This is a genomic window from Afipia felis ATCC 53690, from assembly GCF_000314735.2.
GTDB classification, from domain to species: domain Bacteria; phylum Pseudomonadota; class Alphaproteobacteria; order Rhizobiales; family Xanthobacteraceae; genus Afipia; species Afipia felis.
Genome location: NZ_KB375270.1, coordinates 264,535 through 280,814, shown reverse-complemented (window position 1 = coordinate 280,814; position 16,280 = coordinate 264,535). Strand labels below are relative to the sequence as shown.

At 61.0% G+C, this 16,280-nt stretch carries 7 protein-coding genes; 1 reads left to right on the top strand and 6 read right to left on the bottom strand.

The genetic code is table 11. The features are described from left to right. Window positions 1–17: 17 nt before the first annotated feature. From HMPREF9697_RS01430 to rplJ, 6 genes are all read right to left on the bottom strand, one after another. Window positions 18–1,973: an ABC transporter ATP-binding protein gene (locus HMPREF9697_RS01430; protein ID WP_002715361.1), complete on the bottom strand. Its 1,956-nt coding sequence runs from the start codon at window positions 1,971–1,973 to the stop codon at window positions 18–20. Between the two features lie 107 nt (window positions 1,974–2,080). Continuing rightward, complete coding sequence (locus HMPREF9697_RS01425) at window positions 2,081–4,135, bottom strand: FAD-dependent oxidoreductase (protein ID WP_002715360.1); 2,055 nt, start codon at window positions 4,133–4,135, stop codon at window positions 2,081–2,083. Window positions 4,136–4,413: 278 nt separating this feature from the next. Further along, a complete protein-coding gene (rpoC, locus tag HMPREF9697_RS01420; RefSeq protein WP_002715359.1) occupies window positions 4,414–8,619 on the bottom strand; it encodes a DNA-directed RNA polymerase subunit beta' in 4,206 nt (1,401 codons plus the stop codon). A gap of 121 nt (window positions 8,620–8,740) precedes the next feature. Beyond that, window positions 8,741–12,877 (bottom strand): DNA-directed RNA polymerase subunit beta, encoded by a 4,137-nt coding sequence (gene rpoB / locus HMPREF9697_RS01415; RefSeq protein ID WP_002715358.1) that lies wholly within the window; start codon window positions 12,875–12,877, stop codon window positions 8,741–8,743. Window positions 12,878–13,245: 368 nt separating this feature from the next. Beyond that, complete coding sequence (gene rplL, locus HMPREF9697_RS01410) at window positions 13,246–13,626, bottom strand: 50S ribosomal protein L7/L12 (protein WP_002715357.1); 381 nt, start codon at window positions 13,624–13,626, stop codon at window positions 13,246–13,248. A gap of 52 nt (window positions 13,627–13,678) precedes the next feature. Further along, the gene (gene rplJ / locus HMPREF9697_RS01405) at window positions 13,679–14,197 is read right to left on the bottom strand and encodes a 50S ribosomal protein L10 (protein ID WP_002715356.1); all 519 of its coding nucleotides are present in this window, start codon (window positions 14,195–14,197) and stop codon (window positions 13,679–13,681) included. A 660-nt stretch (window positions 14,198–14,857) separates the two neighbouring features. On the opposite strand from rplJ, the gene HMPREF9697_RS01400 reads away from it, so the two are divergent. Then, window positions 14,858–16,267 (top strand): ArnT family glycosyltransferase, encoded by a 1,410-nt coding sequence (locus HMPREF9697_RS01400; protein WP_002715354.1) that lies wholly within the window; start codon window positions 14,858–14,860, stop codon window positions 16,265–16,267. Window positions 16,268–16,280: the final 13 nt, after the last annotated feature.

Here is a 16,280-nt window from a genome sequence, read left to right as displayed (position 1 = left end):
GTCGATGAGAAACCCGATCACTCGTCGTCCTCCTCATCGTCCTCGTCATCTTCATCATCGTCATCCGCATCACGATGCGGATGGTGCATCTGGTCGTCCCAGAGCTGACGATAGAGGCCGTCCTTCTCGATCAATTCCTCATGCGAGCCACGCTCGACCACCCGGCCGCCGCTCACCACGATGATCTCGTCCATCTCGACCACCGAGGTCAGGCGATGGGTCGACCAGATCATGGTGCGGCCCTCCGCCGCCTTGAGCAGCGTGCGATTGATCGCGGCTTCCGTGGTCTGGTCCAGCGCCGAGGTCGCCTCGTCCAGCAACAGCACCGAGGGGTTTCTCACCATGGCGCGCGCGATCGCGATGCGCTGGCGCTGCCCGCCGGACAGGGTGTCACCGCGCTCGCCGACAAGCGTGTCGTAGCCATCCGGCAACGAGACGATATGACGATGGATTTCCGCCGTCTTCGCCGCAGCTTCCACCTCGGCGTCGGTCGCATTCTGCTTGCCGAGCCGGATGTTCTCGCGGATCGACATGTTGAACAGCATATTTTCCTGAAAGACCACGGCCATGTGGGAGCGCAGCGAATCCCGCGTCACCTTGCGGATGTCGACGCCGTCGATGGCGACACGTCCTTCCGTCGGCTCGTAAAGTCGCAAGATCAAATTGAGCAGCGTGCTCTTGCCCGAGCCGCTCGGACCGACGATGGCAATGTTCTTGCCAGCGTCGAGTTTCAAGGACAGGCCGTCGAGCACATTGGTGTCGGTGCCCTCATAGCTGAAGCTGACGCGTTCGAAAGAAATGTCATGCCGCACCGGCGGCATGTCCGGAGCATCCGGACGGTCCGCGCCCCGCACCGGCTCGTCGAGCAGTTCCTGCATGTGCTGCACGGAAGCCGCCGAGGAGATCGCGAGCGGAATGAAATGCATCAGATGCGCGATGTTGTAGGAAATTTCCCAGAACGCGCTCTCGAAGGTGACGAAGGTGCCGACCGTGATCTGACCCTTGGTGGCGAGATACGCGCCGATGCCGAGCACGACGAGATGCAGCAGCAACACGGACACGGTGACAGTGCGTTCCACCATCGAGGACAGGAAGGTGGCGTCGGCAATCGAACGGCGCGCATTGAGATTGCGGAACGTGAACCAGCCGAACGCCTTGCGCTGCAGGCCGAATGCCTTCACCACGAGTTGGGTGCCGATGTTTTCCTGCACCACGCCGAGGATCGCGGCCTCATTGACCTTCTGATCATAATTGGCCTGCACCGCCTTCGGCGTCAGGATTCGCGGGCCGACCAGCGTCACCGGGAAAATCAGAAGCGCCACGACGGCAAGCTGCCAGTTCAGCCAGATCATCAGGCCGATGCCCGCGATCAGTTCGAGCAGCGGCAGCAGCGCGCTGTTGGCGAGCGATTTGACCGAGCTTTCATAGCCGGCCATGTCCACCGAGAAACGCGACAGGATTTCGCCGCGCTTGGTACGGCCAAAAAACGAGGCCGGAAGACTCTGCAGATGATTGAACAGCCGGGTGCGGACGTCGGAGATCACCGCCGCGGACAGCCGCGCGTCCCATAGCTCGTACCAGACCGCCACGATCGAGGTGAGAATGCCTGCGGTCGCCAGCACAATGAGGATCACATAGAGCGCGTGGAAGTCTTCCTCCCCGAGCGCATCGTCGATCAGGTATTTCAGGCTGAGAGGCATGATGACGTTGAACAACGTCTCGACGAACAGCCCGATGCCGACGAACACAAGCCAGCGCTTGTAGTTGCGCATCAATGGCCATGTGAAACGATAGATCGTGACGAATGCGCCCGCAGCTTCGCTCGCGGTAAAGGCGACGAGGTCCTCGTCGTCGTCATCGTCGTCGAGTTCGACCGCAACCGGCTCCGGAATGGGTTCGGGGCGCCCTGCCTCGTCGGCAACGCGCTTGTCGACGGTGACGTCCGGGTCTGTACTATCCGGCGGTGACGACATCAGGAGGGCTTGCCCAGGTGCGCGGTTTTTGTGCGCGGTTTCGAAACGGACGATAAAGCGACGGCCGGCCGCCTCAGCCGCCCGCCATCAAAGACCATGCTACGCGATCAGTCGTCGTCCGCAATCTTGTCGAAGAAGGAATAACGCAGGCTGTCGGCGTCCGCGTACCATTCGCCCGGTCCCTTGCCCGCTTTGAGGGTGGCCTCCCAGACCTGATCAGTCCGGTCGTCGCGGTGCGCGGACAGATCGAAGCCGTTGCCGAAAAACAGCTCCGACCATTCCCACCAGGTGCCGAGCTTCTTCACCCCACGCAACAGGTCGTAGCGGTCGATCAGCGCGGGCGCCATGTCGCTCGTCACCGAACCGAACACGAATCCGGTCTTCACCACGCGGTTGATTTCGCGGATGCCCTTCACGACCTGCTTGGGCGAGAGATGGCACAGGCTTGTCTCGAACACGAAGTCGAACGAGTCGTCCTTGAACGGCAGTTTTGTGACGGAGCCGAGCTTATTGTATTTCCGCAGCGCCTTCGGCGTCCTGGCATGGATGGAACGGTTGTTCTCCACGCCCCAGGCATCGACGCCACGCTCGCGCAGCGCACCGACCAGTTCGCCGCTCGCCGAACCCGCAACCAGAAGCCGGTAGCCCTTCTTCGGCCGCCAAACGATCCGGATCATCTCCATCAGGTAATCAGGATTGGTGAAGTTCTGCCAGACATCCGAATAAGGCCCGGCATTGCGGTAGTTCTCGAAATAGGCGCGGTCGATCTTGTCGGACGGCACATTGCCAGTCTCGCCGCGCTCGTAGCGCAGCTTCATCATCTCGGTGGTGATGATGTCAGTCGCGGCATCGGAGGAGTCGAGCAGACCGTTGAGCGTCGAGTCGAACAGATAGTCACCGACCACGACAAAACCCGGATGCTCGTAAGGCTCGGGGCGATGATTGGTCATCACGTCGCGCACCGGCAGGCCACCCGGAATGCAGTTCACTGACGACAGCCAGCGATGGATCTTGCCTTCGATGAAATGCGGGCGAACCTTGCCGAACGAGGCCGGCAGCGACTTCAACGCGGCGTCGATCAATTCCTCGTCGGACAGATTGGCATAAGCGAGCGCATCCGAGCCCGCGATCAGCCAGTTCAGAACGCCATTGCGGCCGACGTCGTGGCGCGCACCCTCGACATAGACGCAGCAGCCGCCGAAGGCTTCCGACATCCACCACGCGCCCGGTACCTTGTCGCCCCAGAACGGTTCGTCGAACAGGATCGACACGCGCAGGTAGTGCGCCGGACGATCGAAATAGGCGATATGCCGCACCATCGAGTGGCGCAGCAACTCACCTTCCCAGCGCATCGTCGCCAGCCACGAATGCGGCAGGCACATCAGCACCAGATCGAATTCCTTGGTCACCGGCGCCTTGCCGTTCATCATCTCGACGGCGTATTTGCCGGAATCGTTCCTGCCGACCTTCAGCACGCGGTGATTGAGATTGATCTCGGCGTCGATCTCGCTGCGCAGGCTATGGATCAACTGCTCGTTGCCGTTCTGGATCGAGTACAGGCTGATATAGCCTTCGACATCCATCACGTAGTTCTTCAGCGCATTGAGGCCGTTGGTGTTGTGGCTCTCGGTCGCAATGTCGGAGCGCGCCATCACCTTGATGAAGCGCTTGGCGATAGGGTCAGCGATCTCCTCGTCAAGCACATCCTCGGCGCTCTTGAGCGCCCAGGGATGTTCGTTGTCGTGTGCGCCCACACCCTCATAATATTCGATCGGCGAGACCAGGCTGGTGCAGCGCTTGCGGAAGTCCGCGATCGCGTTCGCGGTTTCGGGACCGTATTTGCGGCGCATGCCGGGAACGTCGTCGAGCAGTTCACCGTCGAGCTGAACCTGCTCGGCGTCCATCGGCACGGTCTGCAGTCCGAAATGCTGAATCAGTTCGCGCAGCGGATCTGGACCCGTCATCGAGTAGTCGTAGATTTCCGCGACCCCCGCCTCGTACATCGCGGGCGCGGAATCGAACTGGCGCGTCATGATCTTTCCGCCGAGGCGGTCAGAGGCCTCGAAGATCGAAACCCGGCACAACGGGCCAAGCTTCTTCTTGAGGTACCAGGCCGACATCAAGCCGCCGGGCCCGCCCCCGATAATCGCAAGATTAATCATTTCCGCGCTGTTCGCCCCGTCACCGGCTGGTCGTATGCCAGCCTAACATCAAAAAGTACAAAGCCTTTTTCCCCTGAAAGGTAGATGAACAAAACCCGGCTCGGCAATCAAAACCCGTCCCGTTTCGTCGAAAGAATAGGCCCTTTTTCAAAGCCGTCCTTGCGCATGGACAATGGATGGGCCCGCTTCCGCCCGCGCCAGTGGGAACCTGAGACATCCGGCCGCAGCAAAAAGGCCGCCCGAAGGCGGCCTTTTCAAGATGCAGTTGGGAGCGAACCTTACTCCACCGGCGGCAAGGCCAGCGGCTCGCTTTCCGGCGCAGCCGGAGGCGTGGCGATCGCGGCCTGCTTCTCGCGCTCGTCCAGAATCAGCTTGTCGCGCTTGGTCGCGACTTCGCGGATCTTGGCCATCGAGGCGCCGGTGCCCGCCGGGATCAGGCGGCCAACGATGACGTTCTCCTTGAGTCCCTCGAGCGGGTCCACCTTGCCGTTGACGGCAGCTTCGGTGAGCACGCGCGTGGTCTCCTGGAACGATGCGGCCGAGAAGAACGACCGGGTCTGCAGCGAGGCCTTAGTGATGCCGAGCAGCACAGGGGTTCCGGTCGCGGGCTTCTTGCCCTCTTCCTTCGCCTTGTCGTTGGTCTGGTCGAACTCGATCTTGTCGACCTGTTCGCCCGAGATCAGGTCGGTATCGCCCTGGTCGGTGACCTCCACCTTCTGCAGCATCTGACGGACAATCACTTCGATGTGCTTGTCGTTGATGAGCACGCCCTGGAGCCGATAAACTTCCTGGATTTCGTTGACCAGATAGGCAGCGAGTTCTTCGATGCCCTTGATCGCCAGAATGTCGTGCGGCGCCGGATTGCCTTCGACGATGAAATCGCCCTTTTCGACGATGTCGCCGTCCTGCAGGTGGATGTGCTTGCCCTTCGGGATCAGATACTCACGCGGCTCCTCGGTCGTGTCGGTCGGCTCGATCGAGATACGGCGCTTGTTCTTGTAATCCCGTCCGAAGCGGATCGTGCCGGCGATCTCCGCGATGATCGCGGCATCCTTCGGCTTACGGGCTTCGAACAGTTCGGCCACGCGCGGCAGACCGCCCGTGATGTCGCGGGTCTTGGCGCTCTCGGTCGAGATACGCGCAAGAATGTCGCCCGGCTTCACCGTCGCGCCGACGTCCACCGACAGGATGGCGTCAACGGACAGCATGTAGCGGGCATCGCCGCCACGCGCGAGCTTCAGCACCTTGCCGTCCTTGCCCTTGACCACGATCGCTGGGCGCAGATCGGCACCACGGCCGGTCGAGCGCCAGTCGATGACGATACGCTTGGCAATACCGGTCGACTCGTCGAGCGTCTCGGAGATCGACTGGCCTTCGACCAGATCCTCGAACCCGATGGTGCCTTCGACTTCGGTGAGAATGGGCCGGGTGTACGGATCCCACTCCGCGATGCGCTGGCCGCGCTTCACCATATCGCCTTCGTCGACCCACATGCGCGAGCCGTACTGGATGCGGTGGGTCGCACGCTCGGTGCCGTCGGCATCGACGATCGCAACGACCATGTTGCGGACCATCGCGACGTTGGCGCCTTCCGAGTTGTGAGCGATCGCACGGTTCCTGATGACGACCTTGCCATCGAAGTTCGACTCGACGAACGACTGCTGGTTGATCTGCGCAGCGCCGCCGATGTGGAACGTACGCATCGTGAGCTGCGTGCCCGGCTCACCGATCGACTGCGCGGCAATGACGCCGACAGCTTCACCGTGGTTGACCGGCGTACCGCGCGCGAGGTCGCGGCCGTAGCACATGGCGCAGATGCCATTGACGAGCTCGCAAGTGAGCGCCGAACGGATCTTCACCTCCTGGATGCCAGCCTTCTGGATCGCATCCACGTGGCTTTCTTCCATCAACGTATCGCGCTTGACGACAACGGTGTTGGTCGCCGGATCGCGGATGTCCTCACATGCCGTACGGCCGAGGATGCGCGAACCGAGCGAAGCCACCACGGTGCCGGCGTCCACGATCGCCCGCATCTTGATGCCGAGCGTGGTGCCGCAGTCGGATGCATTGATGATGCAGTCCTGCGCCACGTCGACCAGACGACGGGTGAGGTAACCGGAGTTCGCGGTCTTCAACGCGGTGTCCGCGAGGCCCTTACGGGCACCGTGGGTCGAGTTGAAGTATTCGAGAACCGACAGGCCTTCCTTGAAGTTCGAGATGATCGGCGTCTCGATGATCTCGCCCGACGGCTTGGCCATCAGGCCGCGCATGCCGGCAAGCTGGCGCATCTGCGCCGGCGAACCACGCGCACCGGAGTGAGCCATCATGTAGATCGAGTTGATCTGAGCCTCGCCGCCCTTCGGATTCTTCTTCACCGACGAGATTTCCTTCATCATCTCGTCAGCGATCTTCTCCGTGGCCTTAGACCAGGCGTCGACAACCTTGTTGTACTTTTCGCCCTGAGTGATCAGGCCGTCATTGTATTGCTGCTCGAATTCCTTCGCCATCGAGCGGGTGTCGTCCACGACCTTCCACTTGCCGTGCGGCACGACCATGTCGTCCTTGCCGAACGAAATGCCCGCCTTGAAGGCGTTGTGGAAGCCGAGCGCCATGATGCGGTCGCAGAAGATCACCGTCTCCTTCTGACCGCAGTGGCGATACACCGTGTCGATCACGCCCGAGATTTCGCGCTTCGTCATCAGCTTGTTGACGGCGTCGAACGGAACCTTCGGATGCTTCGGCAGAACCTGGCCGAGCATGACGCGGCCGGCAGTGGTCTCGTAGATCTTCGAGATCGGCTTGTTGCCCTCGCCGACGCCAGTCCACCGATACTTGATCTTGGTATGCAGGTGGATGACCTTCGAGAACAGCGCGTGCTCGATCTCCGCCATATCGCGGTAGACCTTGCCTTCACCCGCGAGGCCTTCGCGCAGGATCGAAAGGTAATAAAGACCAAGCACGATGTCCTGCGACGGCACGATGATCGGCTGACCGTTCGCCGGATGCAGGATGTTGTTGGTCGACATCATCAGAACGCGCGCTTCCAACTGCGCTTCAAGCGACAGCGGAACGTGCACGGCCATCTGGTCGCCGTCGAAGTCGGCGTTGAACGCGGCGCAGACAAGCGGGTGAAGCTGGATCGCCTTACCCTCGATCAGCGTCGGCTCGAACGCCTGAATGCCGAGACGATGCAGCGTCGGCGCGCGGTTGAGCAGCACCGGATGCTCGCGGATCACCTCGTCGAGGATATCCCAAACCTCGGGACGCTCCTTCTCGACGAGCTTCTTCGCCTGCTTCACGGTGGTGGACAGACCCTTGGCGTCGAGCCGCGAGTAGATGAACGGCTTGAACAGTTCGAGCGCCATCTTCTTCGGCAGACCGCACTGATGCAGCTTCAGCTCGGGACCGACCACGATGACCGAACGGCCCGAGTAGTCGACGCGCTTGCCGAGCAGGTTCTGACGGAAGCGGCCCTGCTTACCCTTCAGCATGTCGGCGAGCGACTTCAACGGACGCTTGTTGGCACCGGTGATGACGCGACCGCGACGGCCGTTGTCGAATAGCGCGTCCACAGCTTCCTGCAGCATGCGCTTTTCGTTGCGGATGATGATGTCCGGCGCACGCAGCTCCATCAGCCGCTTCAAACGGTTGTTGCGGTTGATGACGCGGCGGTACAGATCGTTGAGATCGGAGGTCGCGAAGCGGCCGCCGTCGAGCGGCACCAGCGGGCGCAGATCCGGCGGAATCACCGGCACAACCGTCATGATCATCCACTCCGGCTTGTTGCCGGAATTGCGGAAGGCCTCGACGATCTTCAGACGCTTGGCGAACTTCTTGTGCTTGATGTCGGAGTCGGTCTCCGCCATGTCGGCGCGCAGCTGCGCCTCGAGCTTCTCGAGGTCGAGACCCCGCAGCAGCTCTCGGATCGCTTCCGCACCGATCATAGCGGTGAACGAATCCTGACCGTACTCGTCCTGCGCCTTCAGATACTCTTCTTCGGACAGCAGCTGACGGTCCTTGAGCGCGGTGAGGCCCGGCTCAAGCACGACGTAGTATTCGAAGTACAGAATCCGCTCGAGATCCTTCAGCGTCATATCGAGCAGAAGGCCGATGCGGCTCGGCAGCGACTTCAGGAACCAGATGTGCGCGACCGGAGCGGCGAGCTCGATGTGGCCCATGCGCTCGCGACGGACGCGCGACAGCGTGACTTCGACGGAGCACTTTTCGCAGATGATGCCCTTGTACTTCATCCGCTTGTACTTGCCGCACAAGCACTCATAGTCCTTGATCGGCCCGAAGATGCGGGCGCAGAACAGGCCATCACGCTCAGGCTTGAACGTGCGGTAGTTGATGGTTTCCGGCTTTTTGATTTCGCCGTAGGACCACGACAGAATCTTCTCCGGCGACGCGATCGAAATCCGGATCTGGTCGAAGACCTGGGCCGGCGTCGTCGGGTTGAAAAGATTCATAATCTCTTGGTTCATCGTCTTCTCCTTGCGTGCCGATCGTCACCGGCAGCGAATTCGAGAATGTCTCGTCAGCTTGCGCGCCTCGCTCTCGAAAAGGCGCGAATGCCCGGCCGCGAGGCCGGGCAGATAATTTCCGTTACTCGGCCGCCTCTGAGGTCGGCGCCGGGCCCATCTTGGAATTGTGCAGGTCGACGTTGAGGCCGAGCGAGCGCATTTCCTTGACCAGCACGTTGAACGACTCGGGGATGCCCGCCTCGAAGGTGTCGTCGCCACGCACGATGGCCTCGTACACCTTGGTGCGGCCCGCGACGTCGTCCGACTTCACGGTCAGCATTTCCTGCAGCGTGTAGGCCGCGCCGTAAGCTTCGAGCGCCCAGACCTCCATTTCGCCGAAGCGCTGGCCGCCGAACTGCGCCTTGCCGCCCAGCGGCTGCTGGGTAACGAGCGAGTACGGACCGATCGAACGCGCGTGGATCTTGTCGTCCACGAGATGGTGCAGCTTGAGCATATAGATGTAGCCCACCGTCACCTTGCGATCGAACTGGTCGCCGGTACGTCCATCGTACACGGTCGACTGGCCCGACTTGTCGACGCCGGCAAGCTCAAGCATCTGCTCGATATCGGCTTCCTTGGCACCGTCGAACACCGGCGTTGCGATCGGCACGCCCGGCTTCAGGTTGCGGCCGAGCTCAAGGAGCTCGTTGTCGTTCAGCGACTTCACCACTTCGTCGTCGCCGTAGACTTCCTTCAAGGTGCCCTTCAGCGCCTTGGTGTCGGACTTGCCGTCACCCTTGGCGAGGTAGGCGTCGACCGCCTGCCCGATCCGCTTGCCGAGACCGGCGCACGCCCAGCCCAGATGCGTCTCCAGAATCTGACCGACGTTCATGCGCGAAGGCACGCCCAGCGGGTTGAGCACGATGTCGGCATGCGTACCGTCTTCCAGGAACGGCATGTCCTCGATCGGAACGATCTTGGAGACGACGCCCTTGTTACCGTGACGGCCGGCCATCTTGTCGCCCGGCTGGATCTTGCGCTTCACCGCGACGAAGACCTTGACCATCTTCATCACGCCCGGCGGGAGTTCGTCGCCGCGCTGCAGCTTCTCGACCTTGTCGAGGAAGCGCTGTTCAAGGCCCTTCTTCGACTCGTCGTACTGCTTCCGCATCGCTTCGATTTCGCCCATCAGCTTGTCATTCGGCGAAGCGAACGCCCACCACTGCGAGCGCGGATATTCCTCGAGCACCGCACGGGTGATCTTGGTGTCCTTCTTGAAGCCCTTCGGGCCAGCAATGCCCTGACGGTTTTCAAGCAGGTCAGCAAGACGGCCGTAGACGTTGCGGTCGAGAATCGCCTGTTCGTCGTCGCGGTCCTTGGCGAGACGTTCAATCTCTTCCCGCTCGATCGCCAGCGCACGCTCGTCCTTGTCGACGCCGTGACGGTTGAACACGCGGACTTCCACGATCGTGCCCTGCACGCCCGGAGGCACGCGGAGCGAGGTGTCGCGGACGTCGGACGCCTTCTCGCCGAAGATGGCGCGCAGAAGCTTTTCTTCCGGCGTCATCGGGCTTTCGCCCTTCGGCGTGATCTTACCGACGAGGATGTCGCCAGCGCGAACTTCCGCACCGATGTAGACGATGCCGGCTTCGTCGAGGTTCTTCAGCGCTTCTTCCGAAACGTTCGGAATGTCGCGGGTGATTTCCTCAGGGCCGAGCTTGGTGTCGCGGGCCATGACTTCGAATTCCTCGATGTGGATCGAGGTGAAGACGTCGTCCTTGACGATGCGTTCGGACAGGAGGATCGAGTCCTCGAAGTTGTAGCCATTCCACGGCATGAACGCGACGAGCACGTTGCGGCCGAGCGCGAGCTCACCGAGATCGGTCGACGGACCGTCAGCAATGATGTCGCCCTTCTTCACCACGTCGCCCACCTTCACCAGCGGACGCTGGTTGATGCAGGTCGACTGGTTGGAACGCTGGAACTTCATCAGGCGATAGATGTCGACGCCCGACTTGGTCGGATCGAGATCTTCAGTCGCGCGGATAACGATACGCGTCGCGTCGATCTGGTCGATCACGCCGGTCCGGCGAGCCGCGATGGCGGCACCCGAGTCACGCGCCACAACGCCTTCCATGCCGGTGCCGACAAACGGCGCTTCGGCGCGCACCAGCGGCACGGCCTGACGCTGCATGTTCGAGCCCATCAGCGCGCGGTTGGCGTCGTCGTTCTCGAGGAACGGGATCAGCGCCGCGGCGACGGAGACGAGCTGCTTCGGCGACACGTCCATGTAGTCGACGCGGTCCGGGGTGAGCTGGATCACTTCGCCCGCGTGACGGCAGATCACGAGGTCTTCGGTGAAGCGGCCCTTGTTGTCGAGCGGCACGTTCGCCTGCGCGACGCGGTAACGGCCCTCTTCCATCGCCGAGAGGTACACGACCTCGTCGGTGACGCGGCCGTCCTTGACCTTGCGGTAAGGCGTCTCAACGAAACCGTACTTGTTCACGCGCGCGAACGTTGCGAGCGAGTTGATGAGACCGATGTTCGGACCTTCCGGCGTCTCAATCGGGCAGATACGACCGTAGTGCGTTGGATGCACGTCGCGCACTTCGAAGCCGGCGCGCTCGCGGGTCAGACCGCCCGGTCCAAGTGCCGAGAGGCGGCGCTTGTGGGTGATCTCCGACAGCGGATTGGTCTGGTCCATGAACTGCGAGAGCTGCGACGAGCCGAAGAACTCGCGCACCGCGGCAGCGGCAGGCTTCGCGTTGATCAGATCCTGCGGCATCACGGTGTCGATGTCGACGCTCGACATGCGCTCCTTGATGGCGCGCTCCATGCGCAGCAGGCCAACGCGATACTGATTTTCCATCAGTTCGCCGACCGAACGCACGCGGCGGTTGCCGAGATGATCGATGTCGTCGATCTCGCCCTTGCCGTCGCGCAGGTCCACCAGCGTCTTGATGACGGCGAGGATATCTTCCTTGCGCAGCGTGCGGTGGGTGTCCGGCGCATCCAGCTCAAGACGCATGTTCATCTTGACGCGGCCCACGGCCGAGAGGTCGTAACGCTCGGCGTCGAAGAACAGCGACTGGAACATGTTCTGCGCGGAGTCGAGCGTCGGCGGCTCGCCCGGACGCATCACACGGTAGATGTCGAACAGCGCGTCCTCGCGCGTCATGTTCTTGTCAGCGGAGAGCGTGTTGCGGATGTAGGGGCCGACATTGACGTGGTCGATGTCGAGGATCGGCAGGTCCTTGTAGCCCTGCTCGATCAGCGCCTTGAGCGACTTCTCGGTGATCTCCTCGCCCGCTTCGGCGTAGATTTCGCCGGTCTTAGGATTGACGAGGTCTTCGGCGAGGAAGGTGCCAACGAGATCGGCGTCGCTCATGCGCAGCGCCTTGAGGCCCTTCTCCTGCAACAGGCGAGCCTGGCGCACGGTGAGCTTCTTGCCGGCTTCAAGCACGACCTTGCCGGAGTCGGCGTCGATCAGGTCGGTCACAGCCGAATAGCCGCGGAAGCGGTCGGCCGAGAACGGCACGCGCCAGCCGTCCTTGGTGCGCTTGTACTGAATCTTCTTGTAGAAGGTCGACAGGATTTCTTCACCGTCGAGACCGAGGGCGAGCATCAGCGACGTCACCGGAATCTTGCGGCGGCGGTCGATACGCGCGAACACGATGTCCTTGGCGTCGAACTCGATGTCGAGCCACGAGCCGCGATACGGAATCACGCGTGCAGCAAACAGCAGCTTGCCCGATGAGTGGGTCTTGCCCTTGTCGTGATCGAAGAACACGCCCGGCGAACGATGCATCTGCGAGACGATGACGCGCTCGGTGCCGTTCACGATGAAGGTGCCGTTCATCGTCATGAGCGGGATATCGCCCATGTAGACGTCCTGCTCCTTGATGTCCTTCACCGACTTCGCGCCGGTTTCCTCGTCGATATCGAACACGATGAGGCGTAGCGTCACCTTCAGCGGCGCAGCAAAGGTCATGCCGCGCTGGCGGCACTCGTCAACGTCATACTTCGGAGCCTCGAACTCGTAACGCACGAATTCGAGCTGCGAGGTGCCGGAGAAATCGTTGATCGGGAATACCGACCGGAACACAGCCTGCAGACCTTCGTCCAGCCGTCCGCCTTGGGGCTCATCGACCATCAGGAACTGATCGTAGGATGCCTTCTGAACCTCGATCAGGTTCGGCATCTCCGCGACTTCCTTGATGTGTCCGAAGAACTTACGAACACGCTTGCGACCGGTGAAAGTTTGCTGCGACTGCGCCATCGTGGCCTCTCATTTCGCCGCCTTGCCGGCGGCATTCCCCGGACCGCGGCTGCGCACCGCTTGTCCAGCTTGAATTTCGAAAACGCCCCGGTCGCGCGCGTTGCCGCGCGGCAATTCCCAGACGCAAAATGACGTGCAAGCCGCTCACCGCGTCTGCCCGTCAACCAAACCCTAAATTCTCGAACAGCCCGAAATAGCTTTCGCTCTCCGACGCCTTGTCCCATGACCCCTGCTGGCCGGGACGCCTTTCGTGCTCCCACCTATGTGGTGGGTTTTTGCAGCTTTTCGAGGGGTACCTCCTCAAACCGCCACACATTGTCGTGTCCGGACCGGCTCCCGAAGGAACCGGCCCGAACAAGATTATCGCCTTACTTAAGCTCGACCTTGGCGCCGACCTTCTCGAGGGTCGCCTTGATCTTCTCGGCTTCGTCCTTGGCAACGCCTTCCTTGAGCGGCTTCGGCGCGCCTTCGACGAGGTCCTTGGCTTCCTTGAGGCCCAGGCCGGTGATGGCGCGGACTTCCTTGATGACCTCGATCTTCTTGTCGCCAGCCGCAGCCAGAACGACCTGGAACTCGGTCTTTTCTTCAGCAGCGGCAGCACCAGCACCGCCAGCGCCCGGAGCGGCAGCAACCGCCACGGCGGCGGCAGCCGAAACGCCCCACTTCTCTTCGAGGAGCTTCGCGAGCTCGGCAGCCTCGAGCACGGTGAGGCTCGAGAGGTCGTCCACGATCTTCTGCAAATCAGCCATTGTAGTTTTCCTTCAGCGTATCAGTTCGAACCAGTTGAGATGGAGAATGGCATCACGCCGCTTCACCCTTTGAGGCATAGGCCTGAACAACGCGCGCGACCTTCGCCGCGGGAGCGTTGGCGAGCTGAGCGAGCTTGGTTGCCGGCGCCACCAGGAGGCCGACAAGTTTACCGCGCAGTTCGTCGAGCGACGGCAGCGAGGCAAGCGCCTTCACCGCGTCGGGATTCAGGACAGTCGTTCCCATCGCGCCGCCAAGGATGACGAACTTCTCGTTCGCCTTGGCGAATTCGACGGCAATCTTCGGCGCTGCGACCGGATCGTTTGAAGTCGCGATCACGGTTGGCCCCTTCAACAGGGAACCAATGGAGGCAACGTCCGTGCCCTCAAGAGCAATTTTGGCGAGACGGTTCTTCGAGACCTTCACCGAGGCGCCAGCCTGCTTCATCTGCGTACGCAGAGTCTGCATCTGAGCCACCGTGAGGCCGGAATAATGAGCAACGACCGCAACGCCCGTGGACTGGAAGGTCCCCTTTAGCGTTTCGACCGCCTCTTTTTTTGCCGCTCGTTCCACAGCAAGCTCTTTCCGGTTGGCGGCCTTTGCTCGGAAGCAAGACCGCCGGGTTGCACCGATCGTCCTGCCCAGCTCGGGTCTCGAGACTCAAAATCAATCTCTCGACACGTCAGGGCCTGACGACATTTCACAGCCTGCCCTCTCGTCGGGCCGCTTTCGCGAACCTTTCGAGGTGTCGAGGTCGAACCCAATCCGCTGCCCGCCATTAACGGCGGAATGCAAATTCGGTCTTCACCCGTCTGTGCAGGAAATTAAGCCAAGCCCTTCAAAAGAATGGGCAAGGCACCCGCAGTCTTGGACAGGATTCGAAGCCGCAATCCATGAGGATGCGACCTCTGCCGTTTTCCAAAACCGTACCGACAGTCGTTCGCTTCCGGGTCGAGCAAGCCAAGCGGATTGATCGACGAGGAATGAACTCCTATTGTTTGGTTTTTCGGAAAACGAGCACAGACGCGCCAGCAACAGCCAGCACGCCCGGAAAGGAATGTTTAACGAGTCGGAACGGCTTTGCCAAGTAGATTCTGGCCCAAATCATGCCTCTGCTGCCTCCAATACCTTTGACAGGTTCCGGTTCCATCCATAGAGAAAGGTATCAATTTCCTCCATCGATTGGCCCCATCTATGGCAGCCGCGGGTTCTACCACGACGCAGCCTCCCTCAATGCTGTTTTTGCGGCTTGGCGACAGCTCTATACCGGCATGGGTATGGATCGTCGGCCTGTGGTTCCTGATGGTTTTTCCAGCCATCTGGCTACGCGGCGCGCATTTCGAAGAAGGAACGGTAGTTGCTCTCGCGCGAAGCGCCTTAGAAGATGGCCATTGGCTGGAGCCTCACCGATACGGCATTCGCTTCGTCGAACGTCCGGTTCTTTTATCCTGGATGATTGCAGCCGCCGGCACGGTCACTGGTAATGCGAGTTTAATGCTCGCACGCGGAATCCAGGTGCTGTTCCTGCTGGCCGGCGGTGGCTTGGTGTTTCGACTGGTTCAGCCACAGGCGGGAAAAGCTGCGGCGCTGTTTGGCGTGTTGTGCTGGTTTGCCACGCCAATGGTGGCGCTGAAATTGATTACGGCGGAACCGGACGTGACCGTCTCGGTGCTTCTGTTCGCGGCTTTTACAGCGTGGTGGGAGGGAGAAAATCAGGCACGGGTATCCCCCGCGCGATGGCTGGTCGTTGCACTTGCCCTGACAGCGGCCTCTCTCACTAAAGGGCCGCAACCACTAGGCTACTTCGTTTTAGGCGTCAGCGCCTACATCATGCTCAAGCGGCGATGGAGCCAGGTACCCGGCTTCATTGCCGCCGTTCTGATCGCCCTTTCGATAACTGCTGCATGGTACCTAGCCGTCGATAAAACTGGTGACGCTAGCGGGTGGCTCCGCCATTCTCGGATCGGGGGATTGGAGTTTAGCCAGTGGGTTTACGTCCACATCAAATTCGTCATCATCCTGTTTTTCCAATGGCTGCCGGGATCATTGTTGTTGATTCCTGCTTTCAGAATTCTGGCTGAACGACATCCCCGCCAAGACAGCGATCTCCTGCTCGCAACGGTTTTATACGCAACCCTTTGCTCCGTGGCCTTGCTGTTCTGGCCGGGTGGGGTTTCAAGCCGGTATGCGATGCCGTCGAGTGCGGCGCTTGCCGTGATGTGCGGATTGCTGTTCGCCGCATGGCAAGTTACCTGGCCAAAGTTAATCGCGACGTGCGCCGCGATCGTCATCGCAATGTCGGCTTATCTGATCGTGCTCGGCTGGATCGCAATGCCCTTCCTGCCGAGCGCCTTTCGCCAATCAAAAATCGCCGCACAAATCATCCAGTCCGTCAGGCCGCAGAACATGCCGCTTTACGTCACCGCTCATGCATTCGATCATGACGTTCTAGTCTATCTGAAAAGCCCGATCCGCGAACTACCGATCGAGGATTTGAAACATCAAACCACGCCATTCATGGCGGCGCTATCGCCCGAGGATGTGGCCCAGCTCATGCAGGAAGCGCCGCAGTTCATTGTGACTCCGCGCGCAGTGCTTCCTCGCAATTCGATGTCCCAGATCGTCGCGGTGACGTTGCGTTAGCCCCAAAGCAAAG

Bases quoted from the DNA above. Each gene is read 5' to 3' on its own strand.
- rpoC (WP_002715359.1), bottom strand. From the start codon at position 8,619: ATGAACCAAGAGATTATGAATCTTTTCAACCCGACGACGCCGGCCCAG.
- HMPREF9697_RS01425 (WP_002715360.1), bottom strand. From the start codon at position 4,135: ATGATTAATCTTGCGATTATCGGGGGCGGGCCCGGCGGCTTGATGTCG.
- rpoB (WP_002715358.1), bottom strand. From the start codon at position 12,877: ATGGCGCAGTCGCAGCAAACTTTCACCGGTCGCAAGCGTGTTCGTAAG.
- rplL (WP_002715357.1), bottom strand. From the start codon at position 13,626: ATGGCTGATTTGCAGAAGATCGTGGACGACCTCTCGAGCCTCACCGTG.
- HMPREF9697_RS01430 (WP_002715361.1), bottom strand. From the start codon at position 1,973: ATGTCGTCACCGCCGGATAGTACAGACCCGGACGTCACCGTCGACAAG.
- HMPREF9697_RS01400 (WP_002715354.1), top strand. From the start codon at position 14,858: ATGCTGTTTTTGCGGCTTGGCGACAGCTCTATACCGGCATGGGTATGG.